Origin of the sequence: Hylemonella gracilis str. Niagara R, from assembly GCF_000600295.1 — a bacterium.
In the GTDB taxonomy this organism is placed as follows: domain Bacteria; phylum Pseudomonadota; class Gammaproteobacteria; order Burkholderiales; family Burkholderiaceae_C; genus Hylemonella; species Hylemonella gracilis_A.
Genome location: NZ_JEMG01000001.1, coordinates 2,618,352 through 2,639,252, shown reverse-complemented (window position 1 = coordinate 2,639,252; position 20,901 = coordinate 2,618,352). Strand labels below are relative to the sequence as shown.

16 protein-coding genes are annotated in these 20,901 nt (G+C 64.6%); 9 read left to right on the top strand and 7 right to left on the bottom strand.

The features are described 5' to 3' along the window. Nucleotides 1-1,236, bottom strand: coding sequence for an MFS transporter (locus AZ34_RS12150; RefSeq protein ID WP_035608400.1), 1,236 nt, complete (start codon nt 1,234-1,236; stop codon nt 1-3). 250 nt (nt 1,237-1,486) lie between these two features. On the opposite strand from AZ34_RS12150, the gene AZ34_RS12145 reads away from it, so the two are divergent. Genes AZ34_RS12145 through AZ34_RS12135 form a run of 3 tightly spaced genes read left to right on the top strand, consistent with a single transcriptional unit; the run spans nt 1,487 to nt 7,100 of the window. Further along, nucleotides 1,487-3,469 carry a DNA topoisomerase IV subunit B gene (locus AZ34_RS12145; RefSeq protein WP_035608397.1) on the top strand — a complete coding sequence of 661 codons (1,983 nt, stop codon included), beginning with the start codon at nt 1,487-1,489 and terminating at the stop codon, nt 3,467-3,469. Between the two features lie 11 nt (nt 3,470-3,480). Then, entirely contained in the window at nt 3,481-5,859 is a 2,379-nt protein-coding gene (gene parC, locus AZ34_RS12140; protein WP_035608394.1) for a DNA topoisomerase IV subunit A, read from the top strand. A gap of 47 nt (nt 5,860-5,906) precedes the next feature. Further along, a complete protein-coding gene (locus AZ34_RS12135; protein ID WP_035608391.1) occupies nt 5,907-7,100 on the top strand; it encodes an FAD-dependent monooxygenase in 1,194 nt (397 codons plus the stop codon). Nucleotides 7,101-7,126: 26 nt separating this feature from the next. On the opposite strand, the gene AZ34_RS12130 is transcribed toward AZ34_RS12135, so the two are convergent. The 5 genes from AZ34_RS12130 to AZ34_RS12110 form a co-directional block, all read right to left on the bottom strand. Beyond that, entirely contained in the window at nt 7,127-7,537 is a 411-nt protein-coding gene (locus AZ34_RS12130; protein WP_035608387.1) for an ExbD/TolR family protein, read from the bottom strand. 38 nt (nt 7,538-7,575) lie between these two features. Further along, nucleotides 7,576-8,304: a MotA/TolQ/ExbB proton channel family protein gene (locus AZ34_RS12125; protein ID WP_035608384.1), complete on the bottom strand. Its 729-nt coding sequence runs from the start codon at nt 8,302-8,304 to the stop codon at nt 7,576-7,578. Between the two features lie 38 nt (nt 8,305-8,342). Next, entirely contained in the window at nt 8,343-9,020 is a 678-nt protein-coding gene (locus tag AZ34_RS18915; protein WP_051509767.1) for an energy transducer TonB, read from the bottom strand. Between the two features lie 320 nt (nt 9,021-9,340). After that, nucleotides 9,341-11,086 carry a phytase gene (locus tag AZ34_RS12115; RefSeq protein WP_051509765.1) on the bottom strand — a complete coding sequence of 582 codons (1,746 nt, stop codon included), beginning with the start codon at nt 11,084-11,086 and terminating at the stop codon, nt 9,341-9,343. A 61-nt stretch (nt 11,087-11,147) separates the two neighbouring features. Next, entirely contained in the window at nt 11,148-13,439 is a 2,292-nt protein-coding gene (locus AZ34_RS12110) for a TonB-dependent receptor plug domain-containing protein (RefSeq protein ID WP_051509763.1), read from the bottom strand. Between the two features lie 463 nt (nt 13,440-13,902). Here AZ34_RS12110 and AZ34_RS12105 point away from each other — a divergent pair, with 463 nt between their 5' ends. Both AZ34_RS12105 and AZ34_RS12100 read left to right on the top strand, forming a co-directional pair. Next, entirely contained in the window at nt 13,903-14,850 is a 948-nt protein-coding gene (locus AZ34_RS12105) for a GGDEF domain-containing protein (RefSeq protein ID WP_081767196.1), read from the top strand. Nucleotides 14,851-14,875: 25 nt separating this feature from the next. Further along, nucleotides 14,876-15,943, top strand: a complete 1,068-nt coding sequence (locus AZ34_RS12100) for an AraC family transcriptional regulator (protein ID WP_035608382.1) — start codon at nt 14,876-14,878, stop codon at nt 15,941-15,943. A 44-nt stretch (nt 15,944-15,987) separates the two neighbouring features. Here AZ34_RS12100 and AZ34_RS12095 read toward each other — a convergent pair whose 3' ends face one another. Then, the gene (locus AZ34_RS12095; RefSeq protein WP_035608379.1) at nt 15,988-16,821 is read right to left on the bottom strand and encodes a pyruvate, water dikinase regulatory protein; all 834 of its coding nucleotides are present in this window, start codon (nt 16,819-16,821) and stop codon (nt 15,988-15,990) included. 206 nt (nt 16,822-17,027) lie between these two features. Here AZ34_RS12095 and ppsA point away from each other — a divergent pair, with 206 nt between their 5' ends. The 4 genes from ppsA to AZ34_RS18560 all read left to right on the top strand — a co-directional run. Beyond that, nucleotides 17,028-19,430: a phosphoenolpyruvate synthase gene (gene ppsA, locus AZ34_RS12090; protein WP_035608377.1), complete on the top strand. Its 2,403-nt coding sequence runs from the start codon at nt 17,028-17,030 to the stop codon at nt 19,428-19,430. Between the two features lie 242 nt (nt 19,431-19,672). Continuing rightward, nucleotides 19,673-19,969 carry a hypothetical protein gene (locus AZ34_RS12085; RefSeq protein ID WP_035608375.1) on the top strand — a complete coding sequence of 99 codons (297 nt, stop codon included), beginning with the start codon at nt 19,673-19,675 and terminating at the stop codon, nt 19,967-19,969. Further along, nucleotides 19,966-20,547, top strand: coding sequence for a tetratricopeptide repeat protein (locus AZ34_RS12080; protein ID WP_035608374.1), 582 nt, complete (start codon nt 19,966-19,968; stop codon nt 20,545-20,547). Before AZ34_RS12085 ends, AZ34_RS12080 begins: the two co-directional genes overlap by 4 nt. 170 nt (nt 20,548-20,717) lie before the next feature. Beyond that, on the top strand, nt 20,718-20,901 hold a 184-nt coding region (locus AZ34_RS18560; protein ID WP_035608371.1), incomplete at its 3' end, for a DUF4212 domain-containing protein.

Below are 20,901 nucleotides of genomic sequence, written 5' to 3'. Positions count from 1 at the left end.
TCAAGCGCCTTGTGTGGCCGGGGCACGGCGCTGGATGGCGGCCTCGCGCACCGGCAGGTTGATCAGCGCTGCGAACACACCCAGCGCGATGCTGATGTACCAGACCACGTCGTAACTGCCCGTCTTGTCGTAGAGGTAGCCACCCAGCCAGACACCGAGGAAGCTGCCGATCTGGTGGCTGAAGAAGACAAAACCGCTGAGCATCGAGAGGTGCGCCACGCCGAAGATCTGCGCGATGGCCGCGTTGGTCGGCGGCACGGTCGAGAGCCACAGCAGGCCCATGACCGCTGCGAACAGGTAGACACTCGTGGGCGTCAGTGGCGCCAGCAGGAAGACGATGATGGCGATGGAGCGGCCGAAGTAGATGAAGGCCAGGATGTTTTTCTTGGCCAGTTTCTGGCCGAGTTGCCCTGCCGTGTAGGTACCGAAGATGTTGAACAGGCCCACCAGCGCGAGCGCGTAGCTCGCGACCTGCGGCTGCAGGCCGTTGTCCTTCAGGTAGCTGGGCAGGTGCACGCCGATGAAGACGACCTGGAAACCGCAGACGAAATAACCGGCCATCAGCATCACGAAGCTGGGGTAGCCGAAGGCTTCGCGCAGGGCCTGCACGATGGTCTGATCGCGTTTGGGGGGGGCGCCCTTGGCGAAACCCGGCTCGCGCAGCAGCAGGCCCAGCGGCACGATGAGCAACGCGATCAGCGCCAGCAGCACCAGCGCCTGCTGCCAGCCAAAGCTGGCGATGAAAATGCCTTCGACCGGCACCATGAAGAACTGCCCGAAGGAGCCTGCCGCTGCCGTGATGCCCATGGCCCAGGAACGCTTCTCGGCGGGGATGTTGCGGCCGATCACGCCATAGATCACGGCATAGGTGGTGCCGGCCTGCGCCATGCCAATCAGCACGCCGGAGGACAGGGCGAACAGCAAGGGCGTGTCCGCGTAGGCCATGCCCGCCAGGCCGAGGGCGTAGAGCAGGCCGCCGACGAGGATGACCTTGAGCGCGCCGAAACGGTCGGCCAGCATGCCGGAGAAGATGCCCGCGATGCCCCAGGCCAGGTTTTGGATCGCGATGGCGAAGGCGAAGGTCTCGCGCGTCCAGTTTTGGGCTTGGGTGACGGGTTGCAGCCAGAGCCCGAAGCCGTGGCGGATGCCCATGGACAGCGTGACGATGGCGCCACCGCAGATCAGCACCTGGGCGAGGGTAAGTGGTTTGGGAAGGGCGGATGAGGCGGAGTTCATGGCCGGAGTCTGTTGTGTGTTTGTTCTTGGGTGCGCTTGGCTTGCTGACGCTGTGGGCTTGAGCCGGGTGTTTCGCCCGGAACTGTAGCCTTTTTGGCGGATCCGTGTCGTCGCGTGCAGGACGTACGGGACGTGAAACAAAACAGGGCTTGAGGCCAAGCACAGGGAATCGGCGGGGGCGGTGGCTGGATGCGCATCCAGTTGGCATGCGTCCTGCCACTACAATCGCGCGCAAAAAGCGAGCAAGCCCATGGCGACCAAACCTAACCCTGAATATTCCGAAGGCTCCATCCGCGTCCTCAAGGGGCTGGAGCCGGTCAAGCAGCGGCCGGGCATGTACACCCGCACCGATAACCCGCTGCACATCATCCAGGAGGTGCTGGACAACGCGGCCGACGAGGCCCTTGCCGGGCACGGCAAGCGCATCGCCGTCATCTTGCACGCGGACGGCTCGGTCAGCGTGGAGGACGATGGCCGCGGCATCCCGCACGGCCTGCATCCAGAGGAGAAGGTGCCGGTCATCGAGATCGTCTACACCCGCCTGCACGCGGGCGGCAAGTTCGACAAGAGCTCGGGCGGGGCCTACAGCTTCTCGGGCGGCCTGCACGGCGTGGGCGTGTCCGTGACCAACGCCCTGGCGAAGAAGCTCGTCGTCACCAGCTTTCGCGAGGGCAAGGCTGCGAGTATCGGTTTCGCGGGCGGCGATGTGGTGGAAAAACTCTCGACGCGCGCGCTGCAGGCCGGCGAGCGCAAGCAAGGCACCACGGTGCGCGTCTGGCCCGACGCCAAGTACTTCGAGTCTGCCGCCTTGCCCATGGGCGAACTCACGCATCTGCTGCGCAGCAAGGCCGTGCTGATGCCGGGTGTCACCGTCACGCTGACCGTGGAGAAGGGCAAGGACGCCAAGGCCTCCGACACCCAGACCTGGCTCTACAAGGGCGGCCTGCGCGACTACCTGATGCAGACGCTGACCTCCGACCCGGTGATCCCGCTCTTCGAGGGCGAGGGTTACGCCGAGGACAACGACAGCTTCGCCGAGGGCGAGGGCGCGGCCTGGGCCGTGGCCTTCACCGAGGACGGCGCGCCTGTGCGCGAGAGCTACGTCAACCTGATCCCCACCAGCGCGGGCGGCACACACGACAGCGGCCTGCGTGATGGCCTGTTCAACGCCGTCAAGAGCTTCATCGACCTGCATTCCCTGCTGCCCAAGGGTGTGAAGCTGCTGCCCGAGGATGTGTTCGCACGCGCCAGCTACGTGCTGTCGGCCAAAGTGCTGGATCCGCAGTTTCAGGGCCAGATCAAGGAGCGCTTGAATTCACGCGACGCGGTGCGCTTGGTCAGCAGCTTCGTGCGGCCCGCACTGGAGCTGTGGCTCAACCAGCATGTCGAATATGGCAAGAAGCTGGCCGAGCTGGCCATCCGCGCCGCGCAGACGCGCCAGCGCGCGGGCCAGAAGGTCGAGAAGAAAAAGGGCAGCGGCGTGGCCGTGTTGCCAGGCAAGCTGACCGACTGCGAAAGCAAGGACCTCGCGCACAACGAGTTGTTCCTGGTCGAGGGTGACAGCGCGGGCGGCAGCGCCAAGATGGGCCGCGACAAGGAAAGCCAGGCCATCCTGCCCCTGCGTGGCAAGGTGCTCAACACCTGGGAGGTCGAGCGCGACCGTCTGTTCGCCAACACCGAAATCCACGACATCTCGGTCGCCATCGGTGTGGACCCGCATGGCCCGAACGACGAGCCCGATTTGAGCGGCCTGCGCTACGGCAAGATTTGCATCCTCTCCGACGCCGATGTGGACGGCTCGCACATCCAGGTGCTGCTGCTCACGCTCTTTTTCCGCCACTTCCCCAAGTTGATCGAGACCGGCCATGTCTATGTGGCGCGCCCACCGCTGTTCCGCGTGGACATGCCCGCGCGCGGCAAGAAGCCGGCGGCCAAGGCCTACGCGCTGGATGAGGGTGAGCTGACCGCCATCCTGGATAAGGCCGCCAAGGAAGGCGTGGCCAAGGAACGCTGCCAGATCAGCCGCTTCAAGGGCCTGGGCGAAATGAATGCCGAGCAGCTCTGGGAGACCACGCTCAACCCCGATACCCGTCGCTTGCTGCAGGTGCAGTTGGGCGGCTATGACACGCGCCAGACCGAGGACGAGATCACCAAGCTCATGGGCAAGGGCGAGGCCGCCGCGCGCCGTGAGCTGATGGAGTTGCACGGCGATGCCGTTGAAATCGACGTGTGAGTAGAAGCATCATGAGCACTGAAACCATCGATCTGAACCAGGGCGAAACCGGCGACAGCCTCTGGCTCGCCAACTACGCCCAGCGCGCCTACCTGGAATACGCGCTGTCCGTCGTCAAGGGCCGGGCCCTGCCCGATGTGAGCGACGGGCAGAAACCGGTGCAGCGCCGCATCCTCTACGCCATGGAGCGCATGGGCCTGGGCTACAGCGGTAACACGGCCGCCAAGCCTGTCAAGAGCGCGCGCGTGGTCGGTGACGTGCTGGGTCGTTTCCATCCGCACGGTGACCAGGCGGCTTACGACGCGTTGGTGCGCATGGCGCAGGACTTCGCGCAGCGCTACCCGCTGATCGACGGCCAAGGCAACTTCGGCAGCCGCGACGGCGACGGCGCGGCGGCCATGCGCTACACCGAGGCGCGCCTGGCCAAGATATCCACGCTGCTGCTTGACGAGATCGACGAGGGCACGGTGGACTTCATGCCCAACTACGACGGTTCCACCGAGGAACCCAAGCAGTTGCCCGCACGCTTGCCCTTCACGCTGCTCAACGGCGCCAGCGGCATCGCCGTGGGTCTCGCGACCGAAATTCCGAGCCACAACCTGGGCGAGGTGGCCGCGGCCTGCGTGGCCCTGATCAAGTCGCCCAAGCTCAAGGACGAGGAACTGTTCGAACTGTTGCCTGGCCCGGACTATCCCGGCGGCGGGCAGATCATCAGTGCCGAAGCCGACATCGCCGAGGCCTACCGCACCGGGCGCGGCTCGCTCAAGGTGCGCGCGCGCTGGAAGATCGAGGAGCTGGCGCGTGGCCAATGGCAACTGGTCGTGACCGAATTGCCGCCCGGCGTCAGCACGCAGAAGGTGTTGGAGGAAATCGAGGAGCTGTCCAACCCCAAGGTCAAGACGGGCAAGAAGTCCGTGACGGCGGAGCAGGCTCAGCTCAAGGCCGCGCTGCTGTCCGTGCTGGATGGCGTGCGCGACGAGTCGAGCAAGGACGCACCCGTGCGCCTGGTCTGCGAACCCAAGACCAGCAAGATCGAGCAGAGCGAACTCATCACCACGCTGCTGGCCCACACCAGCCTGGAAACTTCCGCGCCGATCAATCTCACCATGGTGGGGCTGGACGGCAAGCCGGTGCAGAAGTCCATGCGCCAGATGCTGGAGGAATGGATCACCTTCCGCCAGCAGACCATCGCGCGGCGCTCGCAACACCGCCTGGGCAAGGTGCAGGACCGCATCCACATCCTCGAAGGGCGGCAGACCGTGCTGCTCAACGTGGACGAGGTCATCAGGATCATCCGCAACTCGGACGAACCCAAGCCCGCGCTGATCAAGCGTTTCCGCTTGAGTGACCGGCAGGCCGAGGACATCCTCGAAATCCGCCTGCGCCAATTGGCCAGGCTGGAAGCCATCAAGATCGAGCAGGAACTGGACGAACTGCGCGGCAAGGAAAAAGAACTCAAGGACATCCTGGGCAGTCCGGCTGCCTTGCGCAAGCTCATGGTCAAGGAGATCGAGGCCGACGCCAAGGCCTTCGGGGACACGCGCCGCACCTTGATCCAGGCCGAGAAGAAGGCCGTGGCCGAAGTGAAGGTCGTTGATGAGCCGGTCACCGTCGTGGTGTCGCAAAAAGGTTGGGTGCGCGCGCGCCAGGGCCATGGGCATGACCCGGCCAGCTTCGCCTTCAAGGCCGGTGATGGCCTCTACGGCACTTTCGAATGCCGCACGGTGGACGTGATGCTGGCTTTCGGCAGCAACGGCCGTGTCTATTCCGTGCCGGTCTCGGCCTTGCCCGGCGCGCGCGGCGACGGTCAGCCGCTGACCACGATGATCGAGCTGGAAGCTGGCACGCAGCTGGTTCACTACTACGCGGGTCCGGCCTCGGCCTGGCTGCTGCTGTCCACCTCGGGTGGCTACGGTTTCCTGGCCCAGGTGGAGAACATGGTGTCGCGGCAGAAGGGCGGCAAGGCCTTCATCAATTGCGGCAGCGACGGCACGCCCGACACGATCTGCCGTCCCTCGATGGCGCACGCGCCCAACCCTTCCACGGGTGTGGTCGCGAGCGCGACCGAGGGCGGCCTGTACAGCCCGGCCAGCCACGTGGCGTGCGTGTCCACCGGCGGGCGCATCCTGAGCTTCCAGATCGGCGAGCTCAAGCCCATGCCCAGTGGCGGGCGCGGCCTGATGCTGATCGACCTGGAGCCCAAGGACACGCTCGCTGGCGCAGCGGCCTACACCCGCAGCGTGCGCATCGAAGGCCTGGGACGCGGTGGCAAGGAACGCGACGAGACGCTGGAAATTCGCAGCCTCAACAACGCCAAGGCGACGCGTGGCCGCAAGGGCAAGGCGGCGGACCTGGGCTTCAAGCCAACCGGTGTCACTCGGGTCGAATGAGGCGCCGCGCCAGCGGTGCAAAGCGTGTCCGGTGGAGGGGATGACGGGTGTTGCCTGATGTCTTGATCGCGGGCGGTGGCATTGGTGGACTGGCCGCCGCGCTGGCCTGTCGCCGCGCCGGCTGCCGGGTGCGCCTGTACGAGCGTGCGGCGGAATTCAGTGAGGTCGGTGCTGGCATCCAGCTCGGTCCCAACGTGGTGCGTGTGCTGCAGGGCTGGGGGCTGGAAGCCGCCCTGGCCCAGGTGGTGGCCCGTCCGGACCGCGTGTGGGCGCGGCGCGCGGCGGATGGCGCGACGTTGGCCAGCCTGCCGCTGGCGGATTTTCCGCAGCGTTACGGCGCACCTTACCTCTGCATCCACCGCGCCGATCTGCACGAACTGTTGCTCAACGTTCTGCAGCGTGAGCAGGCGGACAGCCTCTGGCTGCACGCTGGCCGCGCGCTCGAGACTTACGAGGCTTCCGCGGATTCCGTGCGCGTGCGCTTCGAAGATGGGCTGGAGGTGGAGGGTGATCTGCTGATCGGCGCAGACGGCCTCTGGAGCCGGGTGCGTGCCCAACTGCTGGGCGACGGGCCACCGCGCGGTACCGGTCATCTGGCCTACCGCGCCCTGGTCCGGCAGGCCGAACTGCCTGCGGCCTTGCGCAGCACCTGCGTCACGGTCTGGCTGGGGCCGGGCCTGCATGTGGTTCAGTACCCGGTGCGCGGTGGCGACTGGCTCAATGTCGTCGCCATCGTCGAAGGGGCTGCGCCTGCGGACCCGGCACACTGGGACCACGCGGCCAGCACCGCCGAGCTGCAGGCGCGTTTGGTGGACGCTTGCGCACTCTTGCGTGAGCTGGTGGCGGCCGTGCCGTCCTGGCGTCTGTGGGCCTTGAACGACCGCCCGCCGGTGCAGGGCGCTGCCCAGATGGCGCAAAGTCGCGTGGCCCTGTTGGGCGACGCGGCTCACCCCATGCGGCCCTACCTGGCTCAGGGCGCAGGCATGGCGATCGAGGACGCGGCCGAGCTGGGCCGCCTGCTGGGTCAGGCGCGTGAGCTCGGTGCCCTGATCGACACCCCTGTGCTGCTACAGCGCTACGCGCTCAACCGTTGGCAGCGCAATGCGCAGGTGCAGGCGCGCGCCGCGCGCAACGGGCGCATTTACCACCTGCGCGGCCCCGTCGCCTGGGTGCGGGACGCGGGCTTGCGCCTGCTGGGCGCCAAGCTGATGGACCAGCCCTGGTTGTACGGTGGGGGCTGATCACGCGCGACGGCAAAACCCGTCGCTTATTTGACCGGCTCCGTCACGAAGCCGATTTTTTTCAGTCCCGCCTGTTGGGCGATGGCCATGGCCTTGGCCACATGCTCGTAGCGCACCGCCTTGTCGCCACTGATGTGCAGGTCGGGCACGGGTTCGCGCTGGGCCTCGGCCTGCAGCACGCCGGGCAGTTCGGCGGCCGTGATGGGGCTGCCGTTGAGGTTGTATTCACCCGCCGCGTCCACGGCCAGGCGCAGGGTTTCGGGCTTGATCTCCTCGCGCTGGCTGCTGGCCTGCGGCAGGCTGACCTGGATGGAGTGGTTCATCACCGGCACGGTGATGATGAAGACGATGAGCAGTACCAGCATGACGTCCACCAGGGGCGTCATGTTGATCTCGCCCATCACCTCGTCGCCGTCGTTGGAGCTTGAAAAGGACATGGCGCTGATATTTCAGATGCGGGGTGCGAAGGCCACGTTCAGGCCTTCTTCATGGAGACGACCTTCTGCTTCGCGTGACTGTGCACGCGCGCGCCGGTCACGAAATAGGCGTGCAGGTCGTGGGCGAAGCTGTTGAGCTGGCCCAGCACGGCCTTGTTGCCGCGCACCAAGGCGTTGTTGCCCAGCACGGCGGGGATGGCCACGGCCAGGCCGAAGGCCGTCATGATCAGCGCCTCGCCGATGGGGCCGGCCACCTGGTCGATGCTGGCCTGGCCGGATGCGCCGATGGACAGCAGGGCGTGGTAGATGCCCCAGACGGTGCCGAACAGGCCGATGAAGGGCGAGGTGGAACCCACGGTGGCCAGCACCGCCAGGCCGCCCTGCAGCTTGGCGCTCGCGTGGTCGATGCTGTTGCGCAGGCTGCGCGTGACCCAGTCGCTCACGTCCAGGCTGTCGTGCAACGTTGCCTTGGCGTTGCGGTGGTGCAGCGCGGCCTCGCGACCTTCCTCGGCCAAGGCGCGGAAGAAGTTGTCTTGCGGGCGCTTGTCCTTCGGTAGGTTGAGACGGTTCAGGCCCTCGGCCAAGTCGGCGCTGTGCCAGAAGTCCTCGGTCAGCGCGGCCTGCTTGCGGCAGCGCATCAGGTCCAGGGCCTTGAGCACGATGACCACCCAGGAGGCGATGGACATGCCCAGCAGCAGCAGGGCCACGCTGCGCGTGATCCAGTCCCCCTGGGCCCAGACGTGGGACAGACCGAATTGCGAATCCATAGACAAAACTCCAGAAGAAAAATGGAACAGGTCGCGCCTTATTGCTCAAGCACGAAGTTGATCGGTACGTTGAACCACATGGCCTCGGCCTGACCGTCCCGCTTGCCAGGCAGGAAACGCCAGCCGCGCACGGCGGAGACCGCCGTGCGGTCCAATCGCACGAAGCCACTGGATTTGCCCAACTCCGCCCGCAGCACCTCGCCTTTGGTGCCGATGAGCACGCGCACGATGACCTGGCCTTGTTCGTTGAATCGGCGGCTGACCTCTGGATAGGCAGGGTGCTTGTTATAGAGGTAGCTGGCGTCGACCGAAGGCTGTTCGGTACGTTGCGGTGGAGGCGGCGCTGCCGACTCCTGCGCCACCACGGGGGTCTCGATTGGCGCTGCTTCGGTTTGTGGTGTTTGTGGCTGGGGCGTTTCCTGCACCAGTTGGGACGGTGTGTCCTGCACGGGTGGCGTGGGCTGCACCTGTTGCGGCGGCTGCGGCGGGGTGGGACGCGGCTGGGGTTTGGCCGCAGATTGCGGCTGGGGCGCTACCGTGGGTGTGGGTGGCGCCACGATCTCGCTCACCAGTTCGCCATTCACCAGGGTTTCTGTCGAACCTGGTGGGGAGCCGCTTTGCTGGAGTAGCCAGATTGCGCCAGCATGGGCAAAGGCGACGAGCATGGCGACGTGAAAACGCCGGTCATTCAGGAAAGTCAACAGGCTGTGGCGCATTGCGGGCCACCGCGACGCGATGCGCGAAAAATGATGCGTTGTTCGCGACGGTGTCCGGTGCCCAGGCCCGCGCGCGTCAACTGCCCCAGCGCGACGGGCTTGGGGTGTGTCAGCCAGCATGGCGGGGCGTTGAAGTCCGGGATTCACGGGTACGGGCAAAAACAGGGTGGGCAGGAGACGAAAGAAGCGTGACGGTCAGGCGAGGGAAAAGAAAAAAACAAGTACGGCATGCCTTCCGAGGCCAGACCAACCCAGGAGGCCCAGGCCACAAAGCGGCACCGCCAGCGCACATTATATGAATAAGAATTATTCCTAACAAATTAATTGAGGCCCAGTGCTTGCGCGATGGTGCGCCAAGCGATGTATTTGAAGTTTTGGGCGCCGTCGGGCAGGCGCTTGTAGCCGTCCTGCACGACCAGCATTCCTTGATCGTAGGCGCCGCTCAGACGAACCGGGCTGACTTCCAGGCCATCGGTTTCGGAGGCGCCGTCGATGCCTGCCTGTGCGTTGATGCCGATGCGGAAGGCGCCGCGCACCTTGTGGGGCGGCAGCGCGTCGAGCACCACGTAGCTGTTGTTGCCCTGGCTGGAGGCAATGAGGTAGGACGCCTGGCTGTTCGCGCTGCGGTAGATCGCCAAACCTTCCACGTCAGCCACCAGCCACGGCCCCACGCCGAGGATGAGCTGCGCCGACTCCCGGCGATCTGTGGCGGTGGGCAGGGTCCAGATACCGCGTTTTTCCTCGCCGAAGAACAAGCGCCCTTGGGCGTCGTCTGCCACACAGCCTTCTGGCTGGCTGCGGGTGCTAAAGACGCGCAGACGCTCACCTGCGTAGCTGATCTCGCTGCCTTGCTGCTGTCGCGTGATGCGGATATGTTCGAAACGCCCACTCTTGTCGTTGACGAAGGCCTCCAGTCCGCCTCGCGGCGTGCGGTGCAGGCACATGCCGTAGATGTCCTTCAGTCCGGTCGCGATGCGCGCGGCTTCACGTGCCTGGCCCTGTGCGTCGATCTCGAAGACCACCAGCGTGTTGTCGTCGCGCTGCGTGGCCACCGCCAGGTCCACGGCGGTCTCGTTCGTGGATGGACCGATGTGGAGGTTTTGCCGCACGTCCACGTTGTTGAGCCTACCCGACTCGATCAACTGCATTTGTCGGCCTTGCAGGTCATAACTCAGCAGGCCTTGTTTCTTGTTGGTGCCGAGAATGCGCGAGCGTGTCGGATCGCCGGGGTGGATCCAGATGGCGGGGTCATCGGCGGCATCGCCGCTGCGGGCCACCGGATCGGTCTGCGCACTGGGCAGGACGTAGGGCAGGCGGGCCGTGGCCGAGGACCAGGTCGGCAGACGATCCGCGGGTGGTAGCTTGGCGCCCAACCAACGGCGTCGCGGCACACCTTCACCGTCGGCGGCGTAGGCCCAGAAACCGCGACCGGTTTCGGTTCCTTCCTCGATCAGGATCAACCCGCGTTGGTCGTCGCCCCGGCAGCTTTCGGCGTTGGGGGGCAGTGCCAGGTGGCGCAGCAGGCGCGGCGCGCCCTGGGCGTCCGGCAGGGGCAACAACCATTGCTCGGCCAGACCGTCCTTGGCGATCATGAACAGGTGGTCCAGCCCCTGGCCATCGCGGTACAGGCACATGGCCTCCAGCGCATAGTCCACCGGCTCGAAGCGGTGGGCCAATTGCAGGCGGAAGTCCTTGATCGTCAAGAGCAGCGGCTGCTGGTGATCGCTGTCAAAGACGACGGCCCTCGCGGCCCTGGTGTTGCCGCTCGGCCGAAGGTCGAGGTGCTCGGCTCTCACGGGCAGGCGGTCGCGCTCGCGACCCGTGGCATCCAGCAGGCGAACCGTCTGTGGTTCGACCACCAACCAGCCCCCCTCTGCGCTGCCAGGCAAGGCCATCGATTCCTCGGCGGCGGCCAACACCTGGGCGACGGCCGGTGTGGCCGTGGCCAAGGGCGTGCTTGCGTTGGCCGAGAAGCAGCTCAGGGCGGTAGTGAGTGCCCCCAGGATGCGGGCGCTCGTGGAGCGGGAACGGGGTGTGCGCTCGTCGTGCTGACGGTGAGGTGCCATGGTTCGTCTGTTGGGTCGGTGGAATCAGAGCCATTGAAGGTGAAGGTTCGCAGCCTTCGGATCAGAATGCGTAGCGTGCCACGAGCTGAATGCGCGGACCGGCTTTTTCGGTCTCAATCTCGTATTCGTCGTAGACACGGTCTTTCTGGTCTTGTTCGCTGGCGAATTTGTGGAAGACTTCCTTCTTCTCCGCGTCCAGCAAATTGGCACCCGACAGGCGCAAGGAGAAACTCTTGCCCACGCGCTTTTCCACGAAGACTTCCAGATCGGCGTCGTACGTGGTAGTGCCCTCTTCGTTCAGCATGCGGCTCTTGGCTTCGCCCTGTTTGCGGTAGCTGGCGCCGAAGCTGCTTTCCAGGCTGGGCAGGTTCTGGATGAAGCCGATGTTGTAGAGGCTTTTCGCCTGGTTGTTGAAGCGGCGCTTGCCCATGAAGTCCTCGGTTTCGCTGTCCAGCGCCGAGTAGTTGAAGAACACGCCGGTGTCGGGCAGGCCCAGCGCGCTCAACGGGGTGGAGAGGTCCAGCTCCACGCCCCAGACCTTGCCGTCGCCCGAATTCTTCACGGTGTAGACGAATGTGCCAGGGCCTGCCGAGCCTTCTTCGCCCGTGTTGACCAATTCGATCAGGTCTTGCACTTGGCGGTAGAAAACATTGATGCCGACCACGCCGCGCTTGCCCAGGCGGCGCTCGAAGCCCAGATCAAGGCCGTTGGCGGTTTCGGGGTCGAGCCTGGGGTTGCCGCGGAAGTCGCTGTCGTCCTCGTATTCCTCTTCCAGCGTGCCGTTGAGCAGGTCATTGAAGTCCGGACGGCGCACGGTTCGGGCCAGCGAGAGGTTGACGCGGTTGGTCTCGTCCAGCGCGTATTGAAGGTGCAGCGAGGGCAGCACCGTGTTGTGATCGTTGTCGACCTTGCCGTCGTCAACGGATTCAACCGTCACCTTGGTCGTTTCATAGCGCAGGCCTGTTTCCCAGCCCAGCGCCCCCCTTTTGCCCGAGAGCATCAGGTAGGGGTCGGTGCGCCGCTCGGTGATGGTGTTCTTGATGGCGTCGTCTACTTCGTATTCCACCGGATCAGGCGCCGTGTGTCCAACGTCCGCCTCGTCTTCCCATTCGTATGGGGTGTACTTGGTGATGCGGTTCTTGTAGGCGTAGTCCAGGCCGAATTCCATGTCGGCGAAACCCATGGGGCGCTTGTGCGCGAGGTGCAGGCCAGTCTCGGCGTCTTGCGAGTCGAAGACGGTTTTTTCCGCTGAGCTTTCCACCCAATCCCATGCCGGGCCGTTCTCGTACTTGTGCTCTTCCTCGCTTTCGATGTTCTTGTCCTTGAAACGCGCGTAAGTGAGGCCGATCTCCGTGGCACCACCCGCCATGTCGAATTTGTATTCCGCGCCCAGGCCCCAGTTGGTCTGGTCCCAATCCGTCAGGCCGGGAACCCTGGCGTATTCATCTGCGTCGGCGAACGTGGGGGCGTTGTACTCGGTGGAGACTTCTTTCTGTTCGCGGTCGGTCTTGACGTAGAAACCATCGACCTTGAAGCGTCCGCTGTCGCCGACATCGGCGGTGTAGGACGCCGTGGCTGAATAGTCCTGACCGTCGCGCGTGTCGGTCTGGTCTTCCGCGTCCTTGAAGGCGCCACCGGGTTCGGCCCAGCGGTCGCTGCGCTTCTTCTTGGGGTTGTAGCGGTCCTGCACATTCAGGCTCACCAGGATGCGGCCCCCCAGTGCCTCGCCCGCGGACACCAGACCGACCGTGGGTTTGTTTTCACCGTCGTCGTAATGTGTGGCGCCCACGCGGATGTAGCTGCCGTCGAATGCATAAGCGTCGCGCAGCACGATGTTGATGGCGCCGGCCATGGCGTCGCCGCTGCGGTTGGCGCTGGCGCTGCGCCGCACTTCCACGCGCTCGACCATCTCCGCCGGGATGCGGTCCAGCCAGAAGGAGCGGTCATCGCCTGCGCCAGGAACTTTCTTGCCGTTGACCAGCACCTGCGTGTAAGCCGGCGCCAGGCCACGCAATTGCACCGCGTCGTACTCCAGCACGTCACTCACGAAGGTGGCGCTGGAAACGCGCTTGACCATGTCGCCCGCGGTGGAGGGTTCAAAGCGCTGGAAATATTCCTGACCGTAAGTGAGCGTGGGGGCGATGTCCTCGGTGCGGTCGCGGTAGGCGATGTCACCGCGCACCACCACGGATTCGAGGGTCTTCATCACGGTGGGGTCGCTGGCCTGGGTTGCGGTGGCCTGTTGGGCATGGGCTGCAAGCGCGCCAAGCGCGAGCAGGACGGCGGTGGCTACGCGCGTGGGGCAGCCGGGAAAGGATGCAAGGGGTGACAGCAGGCGGCGGTGCATGGACATGGTTTCCTGGAAGAGGTGTTGGGTTGGGGAGGTACGCAAGCCGGCGGGAGACTAGGTGGGGCGCATGGCAGATCCGTGACAGCAAGGCCCCGTGGGACGTCCGCCGGACGGTCAGGCACGCACGCGACTGCCTTGCTGAGCTGATTGGCCCGTGCGGATCCGTGTGGTGCCATGGCGTTCTGGTCGCTCGCTCAAATACAACTCTCAGTCATGTCCCCCAGTCCGCCGTGAGCTGTTTGAACCCCCACCCCCAAACGGGCGCACATGTGGATGTGGTCCAGGCCCTGGCACTGTCCCGGGTGATGGTGAGCCCGCCGCGGCGGCGGGCGGGTCTGCATCGGCGAGACGCGTGGATGCGTGGCTGGTGCGTGGATGTCTGACCTCGCCATCAAACTGTCACGCATGGCACGCAGGATGCCCGTCTGCTTGCCCGTCTTGTCCCTCGTCTTTGGAGTTCTGGTCCATGTCCTCGCGTTACCTGCCCGCCGTCTGGGCCCTGCTGGGCGTGGCGCTTTGTTGCGCAGCCCTTTATGGTGGATGGGGTGAGTGGCGATCCGCCGAGTCTTGGAAATGGATGGACATCGCGGCGGAAGGTGGCACTGCGCTGATGTCGGCGCTGTGGGCGCTGTTGATCCTGAGCAGCCGACCAGGCGGACGGGTGACGGCTCAGCTCGCCGGCGGGCTGGCACTCATCATGCTGGGGGCCTGGGCCGATTGCCTGGACGAGTTTTTCCGCTTGCCGACGACGCAGTACCTGGACAACGCCATCGAGGCCCTGGTGCCCATCGGCATGTTGATCCTGACCTTGGGCCTGTATGGCTGGCGGCAGGAGCAGTTCACGCTCAACGAACACATGCAAAAGCGCGAGCGTCTGTTCCGTGACCATCGCGCCTTCGACCGACTCACGCAACTGGCCGGCGCGGACTACCTGCGGCGCCAGATCGCACTCGAACAGGCGCGGCACCCAGGGCAACCCGCCAGTCTGGTGCTGCTGGACCTGGACGAGTTCCACCGCATCAACCACCTGCATGGCGCGCGCGAGGGTGATCGATTGCTGCAGGCGGTTGGCCATCTGCTGCTGCTCAACCTGCGGCCGCAGGATTTGCTGTGCCGTTACGCGGGTGACCGCTACGCGATCCTGCTGCCCGCCACGGACCAGGCCCAGGCGGCTCAAGGGGCCGCGCAGCTGCGGCAATGCTTGGGTCTGCTCGCCCACCATACGCGAACCGGCTTGCGCGTCGCGGTGTCAGCGCGGGTGGTGTGCGCGCAGTTGGCCGGGGAGCCACGGCAATTGCTGGCGCGCCTGGACGCCGCGCTCGAGCGTCCGGAGTCCACGGCCAAGGTGTCGTCTGCTGCGGCGGTGGGCCTGGGAGTCACAAGCGCCGCGATTGCTTCGGGAAACGCGGTCTGACCGCCTGGTGTCGGGGACCGTCGTCATGCATGCCAAGGCCACGCCATGCGTGGTGTACCAGCGGCAGACCCGCTTCATCCAGGCCAGGCATCAGGCTGTTCCATTGCTGGAGCATGCGCGGGCGCGTGATCTGGAGGCTGAAGTTCTGCTGCGCGGCACGGGCCTGCGCGCGGGGGATTTGTTGCGGGCCGAAACCTTGTTGAGCCCGGACGACATCGCGCGGATGCTGTCCAATCTGGAGAGTGCCTTGCCCGCGGCCGACACGGCTTTCGTGCTGGGTAGCGAGTTGCTGCCTGGGCATCACGGCGAGCTCAGTCACGCGCTGTCGCGGGCCGTTCACCTGCGCCAGGCACTGGAGATTCTGATCACGCATCAGGGTTTACTCAGTCCTTTGCTGGTTCCGCACCTGCTGTTGCTCGACGAGGAGCAAGGCAAGGCGGCGGCCTCGGGCGATGAGGGGGGCTGGGTCGTGCTGCATTGGACGGACGCCGGCCTGCCCGTGGTCTTGCGGCCGTTTTTGATCGACATGATGATGGCCGCCGTCAGCGGCATGAGCCGGTGGCTGAGTGGGGAGCGCCTGCCCTGGCGCTTTCGTTTCAACCGCACGCAACCCGCTCACCTGGAGCAATACCGGGTGCAACTGGGGCCGGACGTGCGGTTCAACGACTACCTGGATGCCATGTACCTGCCGCGGGACTGGTTGGAGCGGCCTTGGCCGCGCGGCAGCGCGATGGCAGTGTCGGCCGCTCTGGCCGGGGTCCAGCATGCCGATCGCCCACGTGGCCTGCTGTCGGCTCTGTACGATTGGTTGCATGAACGCGCTCGCCTGGCGCCTACGCTGGAACAGGCGAGCAGTGCCTTTGGCGTCAGTCCGGCCACCCTGAAGCGCCAATTGGCCGCGCACGGCACGCATTTTCAAGCAGAGCTGGACCAAGCCCGGGCACATGCGATCTGGCCCTTGATCCGACGCGGTTGCGACAATGAGCAGATCGCGGCTTGGCTGGGATTTCACGACGCCAACAACTTTCGCCGTTCCTTCAAGCGCTGGACGGGTCTGCCGCCCTCTGGTTGGCGCGAACGCTGGGGCGTTTGAATGGTGCGGCGTCGGAGCGCCGACCTGAGTGTTCCCTCTCGAGGTCAGTAAGCCAGCCGCTCCGGCTTGATCTCCTGCAGGATGGTGGTTGCGATTTCCTCGATGCTCTTGGTGGTGGTCGAGAGCCAGCGGATGCCGGTGCGGCGCATCATGGATTCGGCGGCCGCGACTTCGTAGCGGCAATTGTCCAGGCTGGCGTACTTGGAGTTGGGGCGGCGTTCGTTGCGGATCTGGGCCAGGCGTGTGGGGTCGATGGTCAAGCCGAAGAGTTTTTTCTTCAGGGGCGTCAGCGCGGGGGGCAGTTGCTGGCGGTCAAAGTCTTCGGGGATCAGCGGGTAGTTGCCGACTTTGAGCCCGTACTGCATGGCGAGGTAGAGCGAGGTCGGCGTCTTGCCACTGCGCGAGACGCCTACGAGGATGACGTCCGCGCTGGACAGGTTGTTGTTGGATTGCCCGTCGTCGTGTTCCAGGCTGTAGTTGATGGCCTCGATGCGGTCGTTGTAGGCCTGGCTCTTGCTGATGTCCGAGAAACGCCCGATGCGGTGGTTGGAGGTCAGGCCCAGCTCTTCCTCCAGCGGATGGACGAAGGCGCCGAACATGTCCAACATCATGCTTTGATGGGTGTCCGAACAGGCGCCGGCAATGATGGTGCGCACTTCCTCATTCACAAGTGTGGTGAAGACGATAGGTTTTTTCCCCTCGACTTCGGCCGTGTGCCGGATTTGGCGCACCGCCTGGTGGGCCTTCTCGGCGTTGTCCACGAAGGGCAGGCGCACATGGCGGAACTGCGCTTCGAACTGGGCCAGCACGGCGTTGCCGAAGGTTTCAGCGGTGATGCCGGTGCCATCGGATATGAAGAAGACGGTGCGGTTGGGCATGGTGAGGTGGGGGCGGGCGTAAGGGGAAAGGGATGGGGCGGCTGGCCGACTCCCTTAGAATGGTGGGCGGTCTTGAACGGCTGCCCTGAATTCTTCCACATGTCCCTCGCTGCAAGTTCCCGCCCGACAAGAAGAAATACAAAGGTCATCGGAACGTCGTCAGTCTTCGGACATGCCCCGGTTTTTAAACTCTGGAGTATTCCACCATGTCTGAACGTTTCAGCCCGACCGCCCTGGTCGTACCGTTCGAAAACCTAAGGATGAGCGACGTCGAGGTCGTGGGCGGCAAGAACGCCTCACTCGGCGAAATGATTTCCCAACTGCCGCAGGGCGTGCGCGTGCCCACCGGCTTCGCGACCACCGCCCACGCCTTCCGCCAATTCCTGGCCCATGCCGGCCTGGCCGACAAGATCAGTGCCAAGCTCAAGGCGCTGGATGTGGAAGATGTGCGAGCACTCGCCGCCACGGGCGCCGAGATCCGCGCCATGGTCGAAGCCCAGCCCTTCCCGGCCGACCTCGAGCAGGCCATCCGCGACGAATTCGCCAAGCTGTCTGCGGGTAATCCCAAGGCTTCCTTCGCCGTGCGTTCCTCCGCCACGGCCGAAGACCTCCCGGACGCCTCCTTCGCTGGCCAGCAGGAAACCTTCCTGAACGTGACGGGCATCGACGAGGTGCTGCACAAGATGAAGGAGGTGTTCGCCTCCCTCTACAACGACCGCGCCATCAGCTACCGCGTGCACAAGGGTTTCGCCCATGACGTCGTGGCCCTGTCAGCCGGCGTGCAGCGCATGGTGCGTTCCGACCAGGGCGCGGCCGGCGTGATGTTCACCATCGACACCGAGTCCGGTTTCAAGGACGTGGTCTTCATCACCTCCAGCTACGGCCTGGGCGAGACGGTGGTGCAGGGCGCCGTGAATCCCGATGAGTACTACGTTTTCAAGCCCACGCTGAAGGCCGGCAAGAAGTCCGTGGTGCGCCGCAACCTGGGCTCCAAGCTGATCCAGATGGTGTTTTCTACCCCCGAGGAAAAGAAGGCCACGGGCAAGTTGGTCCAGACCATTGACGTGCCGACCGAGCAGCGCAATCGCTACTCGCTCACCGATGCCGAAGTGGAGCAACTGGCCAAGTACGCCCTGATCATCGAGGAGCACTATGGCCGTCCCATGGACATCGAATGGGGCAAGGACGGCACCGACGGCCAGCTCTACATCCTGCAGGCTCGCCCCGAGACGGTGAAAAGCCAGTCCGAAGGCAAGTCGGAGATGCGCTACAAGCTCAAGGGCGACCAGGCCAAGAAAAGCCGGGTGCTGGCCGAAGGTCGCGCCATCGGTCAGAAGATCGGCACGGGCCCGGTGCGCATCGTCCAGTCGTCCGCCGAAATGGACAAGGTGCAGCCCGGTGACGTTCTCGTCACCGACATGACCGACCCGAACTGGGAGCCGGTGATGAAGCGCGCCAGTGCCATCGTGACCAACCGCGGCGGGCGCACCTGCCACGCGGCCATCATCGCGCGCGAGCTGGGCATTCCGGCGGTCGTGGGCACCGGTGATGCGACCGAGAAGGTCAGTGACGGCACCCTGGTGACCGTGGCCTGCTCCGAGGGCGACACGGGCTACATCTACGACGGCCTGCTGGACACCGAAATCACCGAGGTCAAGCGCGGCGAGATGCCGGGCATCCCCGTGAAGATGACGATGATTGTCGGCACGCCTTCGCTGGCCTTCGAGTTCTCGCAGATTCCGAACGCGGGCGTGGGTCTGGCTCGCCTGGAATTCATCATCAATACCAACATTGGCGTGCACCCGCAGGCCATCCTCGACTATCCCAACGTCGACGCCGACCTCAAGAAGGCCGTGGAGTCGGTGGCTCGCGGCCATGCTTCTCCGCGCGCCTTCTACGTGGACAAGCTGGCCGAGGGCGTGGCGACGATCGCGGCGGCCTTCTACCCCAAGCAGGTCATCGTGCGCCTGTCTGATTTCAAGAGCAACGAGTACCGTAAGCTGATTGGCGGCAGCCGCTATGAACCCGAGGAAGAGAACCCGATGCTGGGCTTCCGCGGTGCCTCTCGCTACATCAGCGAGGACTTTGCCGAGGCCTTCGCGATGGAGTGCGCGGCCATGAAGCGTGTGCGCGATGAAATGGGCCTCACCAACGTCGAACTGATGGTGCCCTTCGTGCGCACCATCGGCCAGGCCAAGAAGGTGATCGACCTGATGGGCAAGAACGGCCTCAAGCGCGGCGAGAACGGCCTCAAGGTCGTGATGATGTGCGAGGTGCCTTCCAACGCCATCCTGGCCGACGAGTTCCTCGAGCACTTCGACGGTTTCTCCATCGGTTCGAACGACATGACCCAGCTCACCCTGGGCCTGGATCGCGACTCCGGCATGGAGTTGTTGGCTGTCGATTTCGACGAGCGCGATGCCGCCGTGAAGTTCATGGTGGAGCGCGCCATCGTCGCTTGCCGCAAGCAGAACAAGTACGTCGGCATCTGCGGCCAGGGGCCCAGCGACCATCCCGATTTCGCGAAGTGGCTGATGGAAAAGGGCATCACGTCCATTTCGCTCAACCCCGACTCGGTGGTGGAAACCTGGCAGAAACTGGCCAGCTGAGATCGATCCGAATCCGATCCAAGCCACGCTCTGCGTGGCTTTTTTTTGCCCGTGGGCGGAGCTGCCCGGCCCCGGGGATTTTTCGGGAAAACCCGCCCATAGGAAAACCCCGTCTGGCATCCCGGGGCGATTCCCGCGACCATAGCCGGTGTCGCGCAAGTGAATAGCCTGTAATTTGTCGTAAATGAGGGGCTGTTTGCGAAATTTGCGCCTGGGATCGGATCATCCGGGAACTGTTTCACATGCTGACAGCCACGCTGTACATCAAATTGATCGCTGAAATCGCACTCATGGCCCTGCTGGGGCAGTGGGTGTTGGGCTTGCTCGCGGGTGCGCGCAAGCAACAGAACTTTTTTTATCAGGCCCTGGCAGCCATTGGCCGTCCTTTCGTGTGGCTGGCGCGCCATTTGTCGCCCCGCGTGGTGTTGGACCAGCATGTGCCGCTGGTGGCCTTTCTGATGCTGCTGTTCATTTGGGTGGTTGCGACCTTGTACCGCATCCAGACCTGCGTGCAGATTGGCGTGGAGCTGTGCAAATGAGCCAGCACTTGTCTTACCTGTTCCTGAAGTGGCAGGCCATTGCTTTGCTGCTGTTCAACCGCCGAGAGGCCGCCTTGCGCTGCTTTGCGGCCATGCTCGCGCTGCGACCGGATGATCGGTACGCCTTGGCCAGCCGGGCCCATGTGTTCGCCCAACAAGGGCGCATGAAGGAAGCCCTGGCCGCCCAGGAGCAATTGGTCCGCGAAGGACACGCGCCCCTGGCCGCCGACTGGTTCAACCTTGGGTATCTGCTGGAAGAGTCCGGCCAGCCCGAGCGCGCCGAACAGGCATTGCGTCGTGCGTTGGAACTCGACCCCAAGATGGACCGTGCCTGGTATGGCTTGGCGCTGGTGCTGATCCAGGCCCGTCGTTACGACGAAGCGGTGGCGGCCTTGAAGAAAAACACGGAACTGCAACCCATGAGTCCGTTCGGCTGGTACCAGCTGGCGCGGGTTCATGTGGATCGGCACGAGCCCGAGGAGGCGGCGAAGATCATTCGCCACCTCCACGGATTCGAACCCAAGGTCGCTGCCCAACTCGAACGCGAAACCGGACTGCGCGTGTCGCCGTCCGCCTGATTCGTCGTGTGCGTTGGGCAGTGTCCTGCCCCGGTGGCGCTGCCCGCGTTGCGCGGGGGCGCCGCAGTAGTGAGAGTCGCAACCAGGTTTGCAGGCCACGAGGAGACATGTGTGGCGGTTGCAACATCGTTAGCAACTTGCCCGCGAGGGCGTTTTGGAGGTAGATCAGCATGCAATTGACCGATGCGCATCGCCAGTACTGGCGTAAGAACCTCAATATCACGGCAATCCTGCTGGCGATATGGTTCGTCGTGACCTTTGTGGTCGGGTACTTCGCCCGTGACCTGAACTTCACGTTTTTTGGCTGGCCTTTCAGCTGGTGGATGGGTGCGCAGGGCGCGCTGGTGATCTATT

Bases quoted from the DNA above. Each gene is read 5' to 3' on its own strand.
- AZ34_RS12095 (WP_035608379.1), bottom strand. From the start codon at position 16,821: ATGCCCAACCGCACCGTCTTCTTCATATCCGATGGCACCGGCATCACC.
- AZ34_RS12080 (WP_035608374.1), top strand. From the start codon at position 19,966: ATGAGCCAGCACTTGTCTTACCTGTTCCTGAAGTGGCAGGCCATTGCT.
- AZ34_RS12115 (WP_051509765.1), bottom strand. From the start codon at position 11,086: ATGGCACCTCACCGTCAGCACGACGAGCGCACACCCCGTTCCCGCTCC.
- AZ34_RS12145 (WP_035608397.1), top strand. From the start codon at position 1,487: ATGGCGACCAAACCTAACCCTGAATATTCCGAAGGCTCCATCCGCGTC.
- AZ34_RS12150 (WP_035608400.1), bottom strand. From the start codon at position 1,236: ATGAACTCCGCCTCATCCGCCCTTCCCAAACCACTTACCCTCGCCCAG.
- AZ34_RS12125 (WP_035608384.1), bottom strand. From the start codon at position 8,304: ATGGATTCGCAATTCGGTCTGTCCCACGTCTGGGCCCAGGGGGACTGG.
- AZ34_RS12105 (WP_081767196.1), top strand. From the start codon at position 13,903: ATGTCCTCGCGTTACCTGCCCGCCGTCTGGGCCCTGCTGGGCGTGGCG.
- parC (WP_035608394.1), top strand. From the start codon at position 3,481: ATGAGCACTGAAACCATCGATCTGAACCAGGGCGAAACCGGCGACAGC.
- AZ34_RS18915 (WP_051509767.1), bottom strand. From the start codon at position 9,020: ATGCGCCACAGCCTGTTGACTTTCCTGAATGACCGGCGTTTTCACGTC.
- AZ34_RS12085 (WP_035608375.1), top strand. From the start codon at position 19,673: ATGCTGACAGCCACGCTGTACATCAAATTGATCGCTGAAATCGCACTC.
- AZ34_RS12100 (WP_035608382.1), top strand. From the start codon at position 14,876: ATGCATGCCAAGGCCACGCCATGCGTGGTGTACCAGCGGCAGACCCGC.
- AZ34_RS12130 (WP_035608387.1), bottom strand. From the start codon at position 7,537: ATGTCCTTTTCAAGCTCCAACGACGGCGACGAGGTGATGGGCGAGATC.
- ppsA (WP_035608377.1), top strand. From the start codon at position 17,028: ATGTCTGAACGTTTCAGCCCGACCGCCCTGGTCGTACCGTTCGAAAAC.
- AZ34_RS12110 (WP_051509763.1), bottom strand. From the start codon at position 13,439: ATGTCCATGCACCGCCGCCTGCTGTCACCCCTTGCATCCTTTCCCGGC.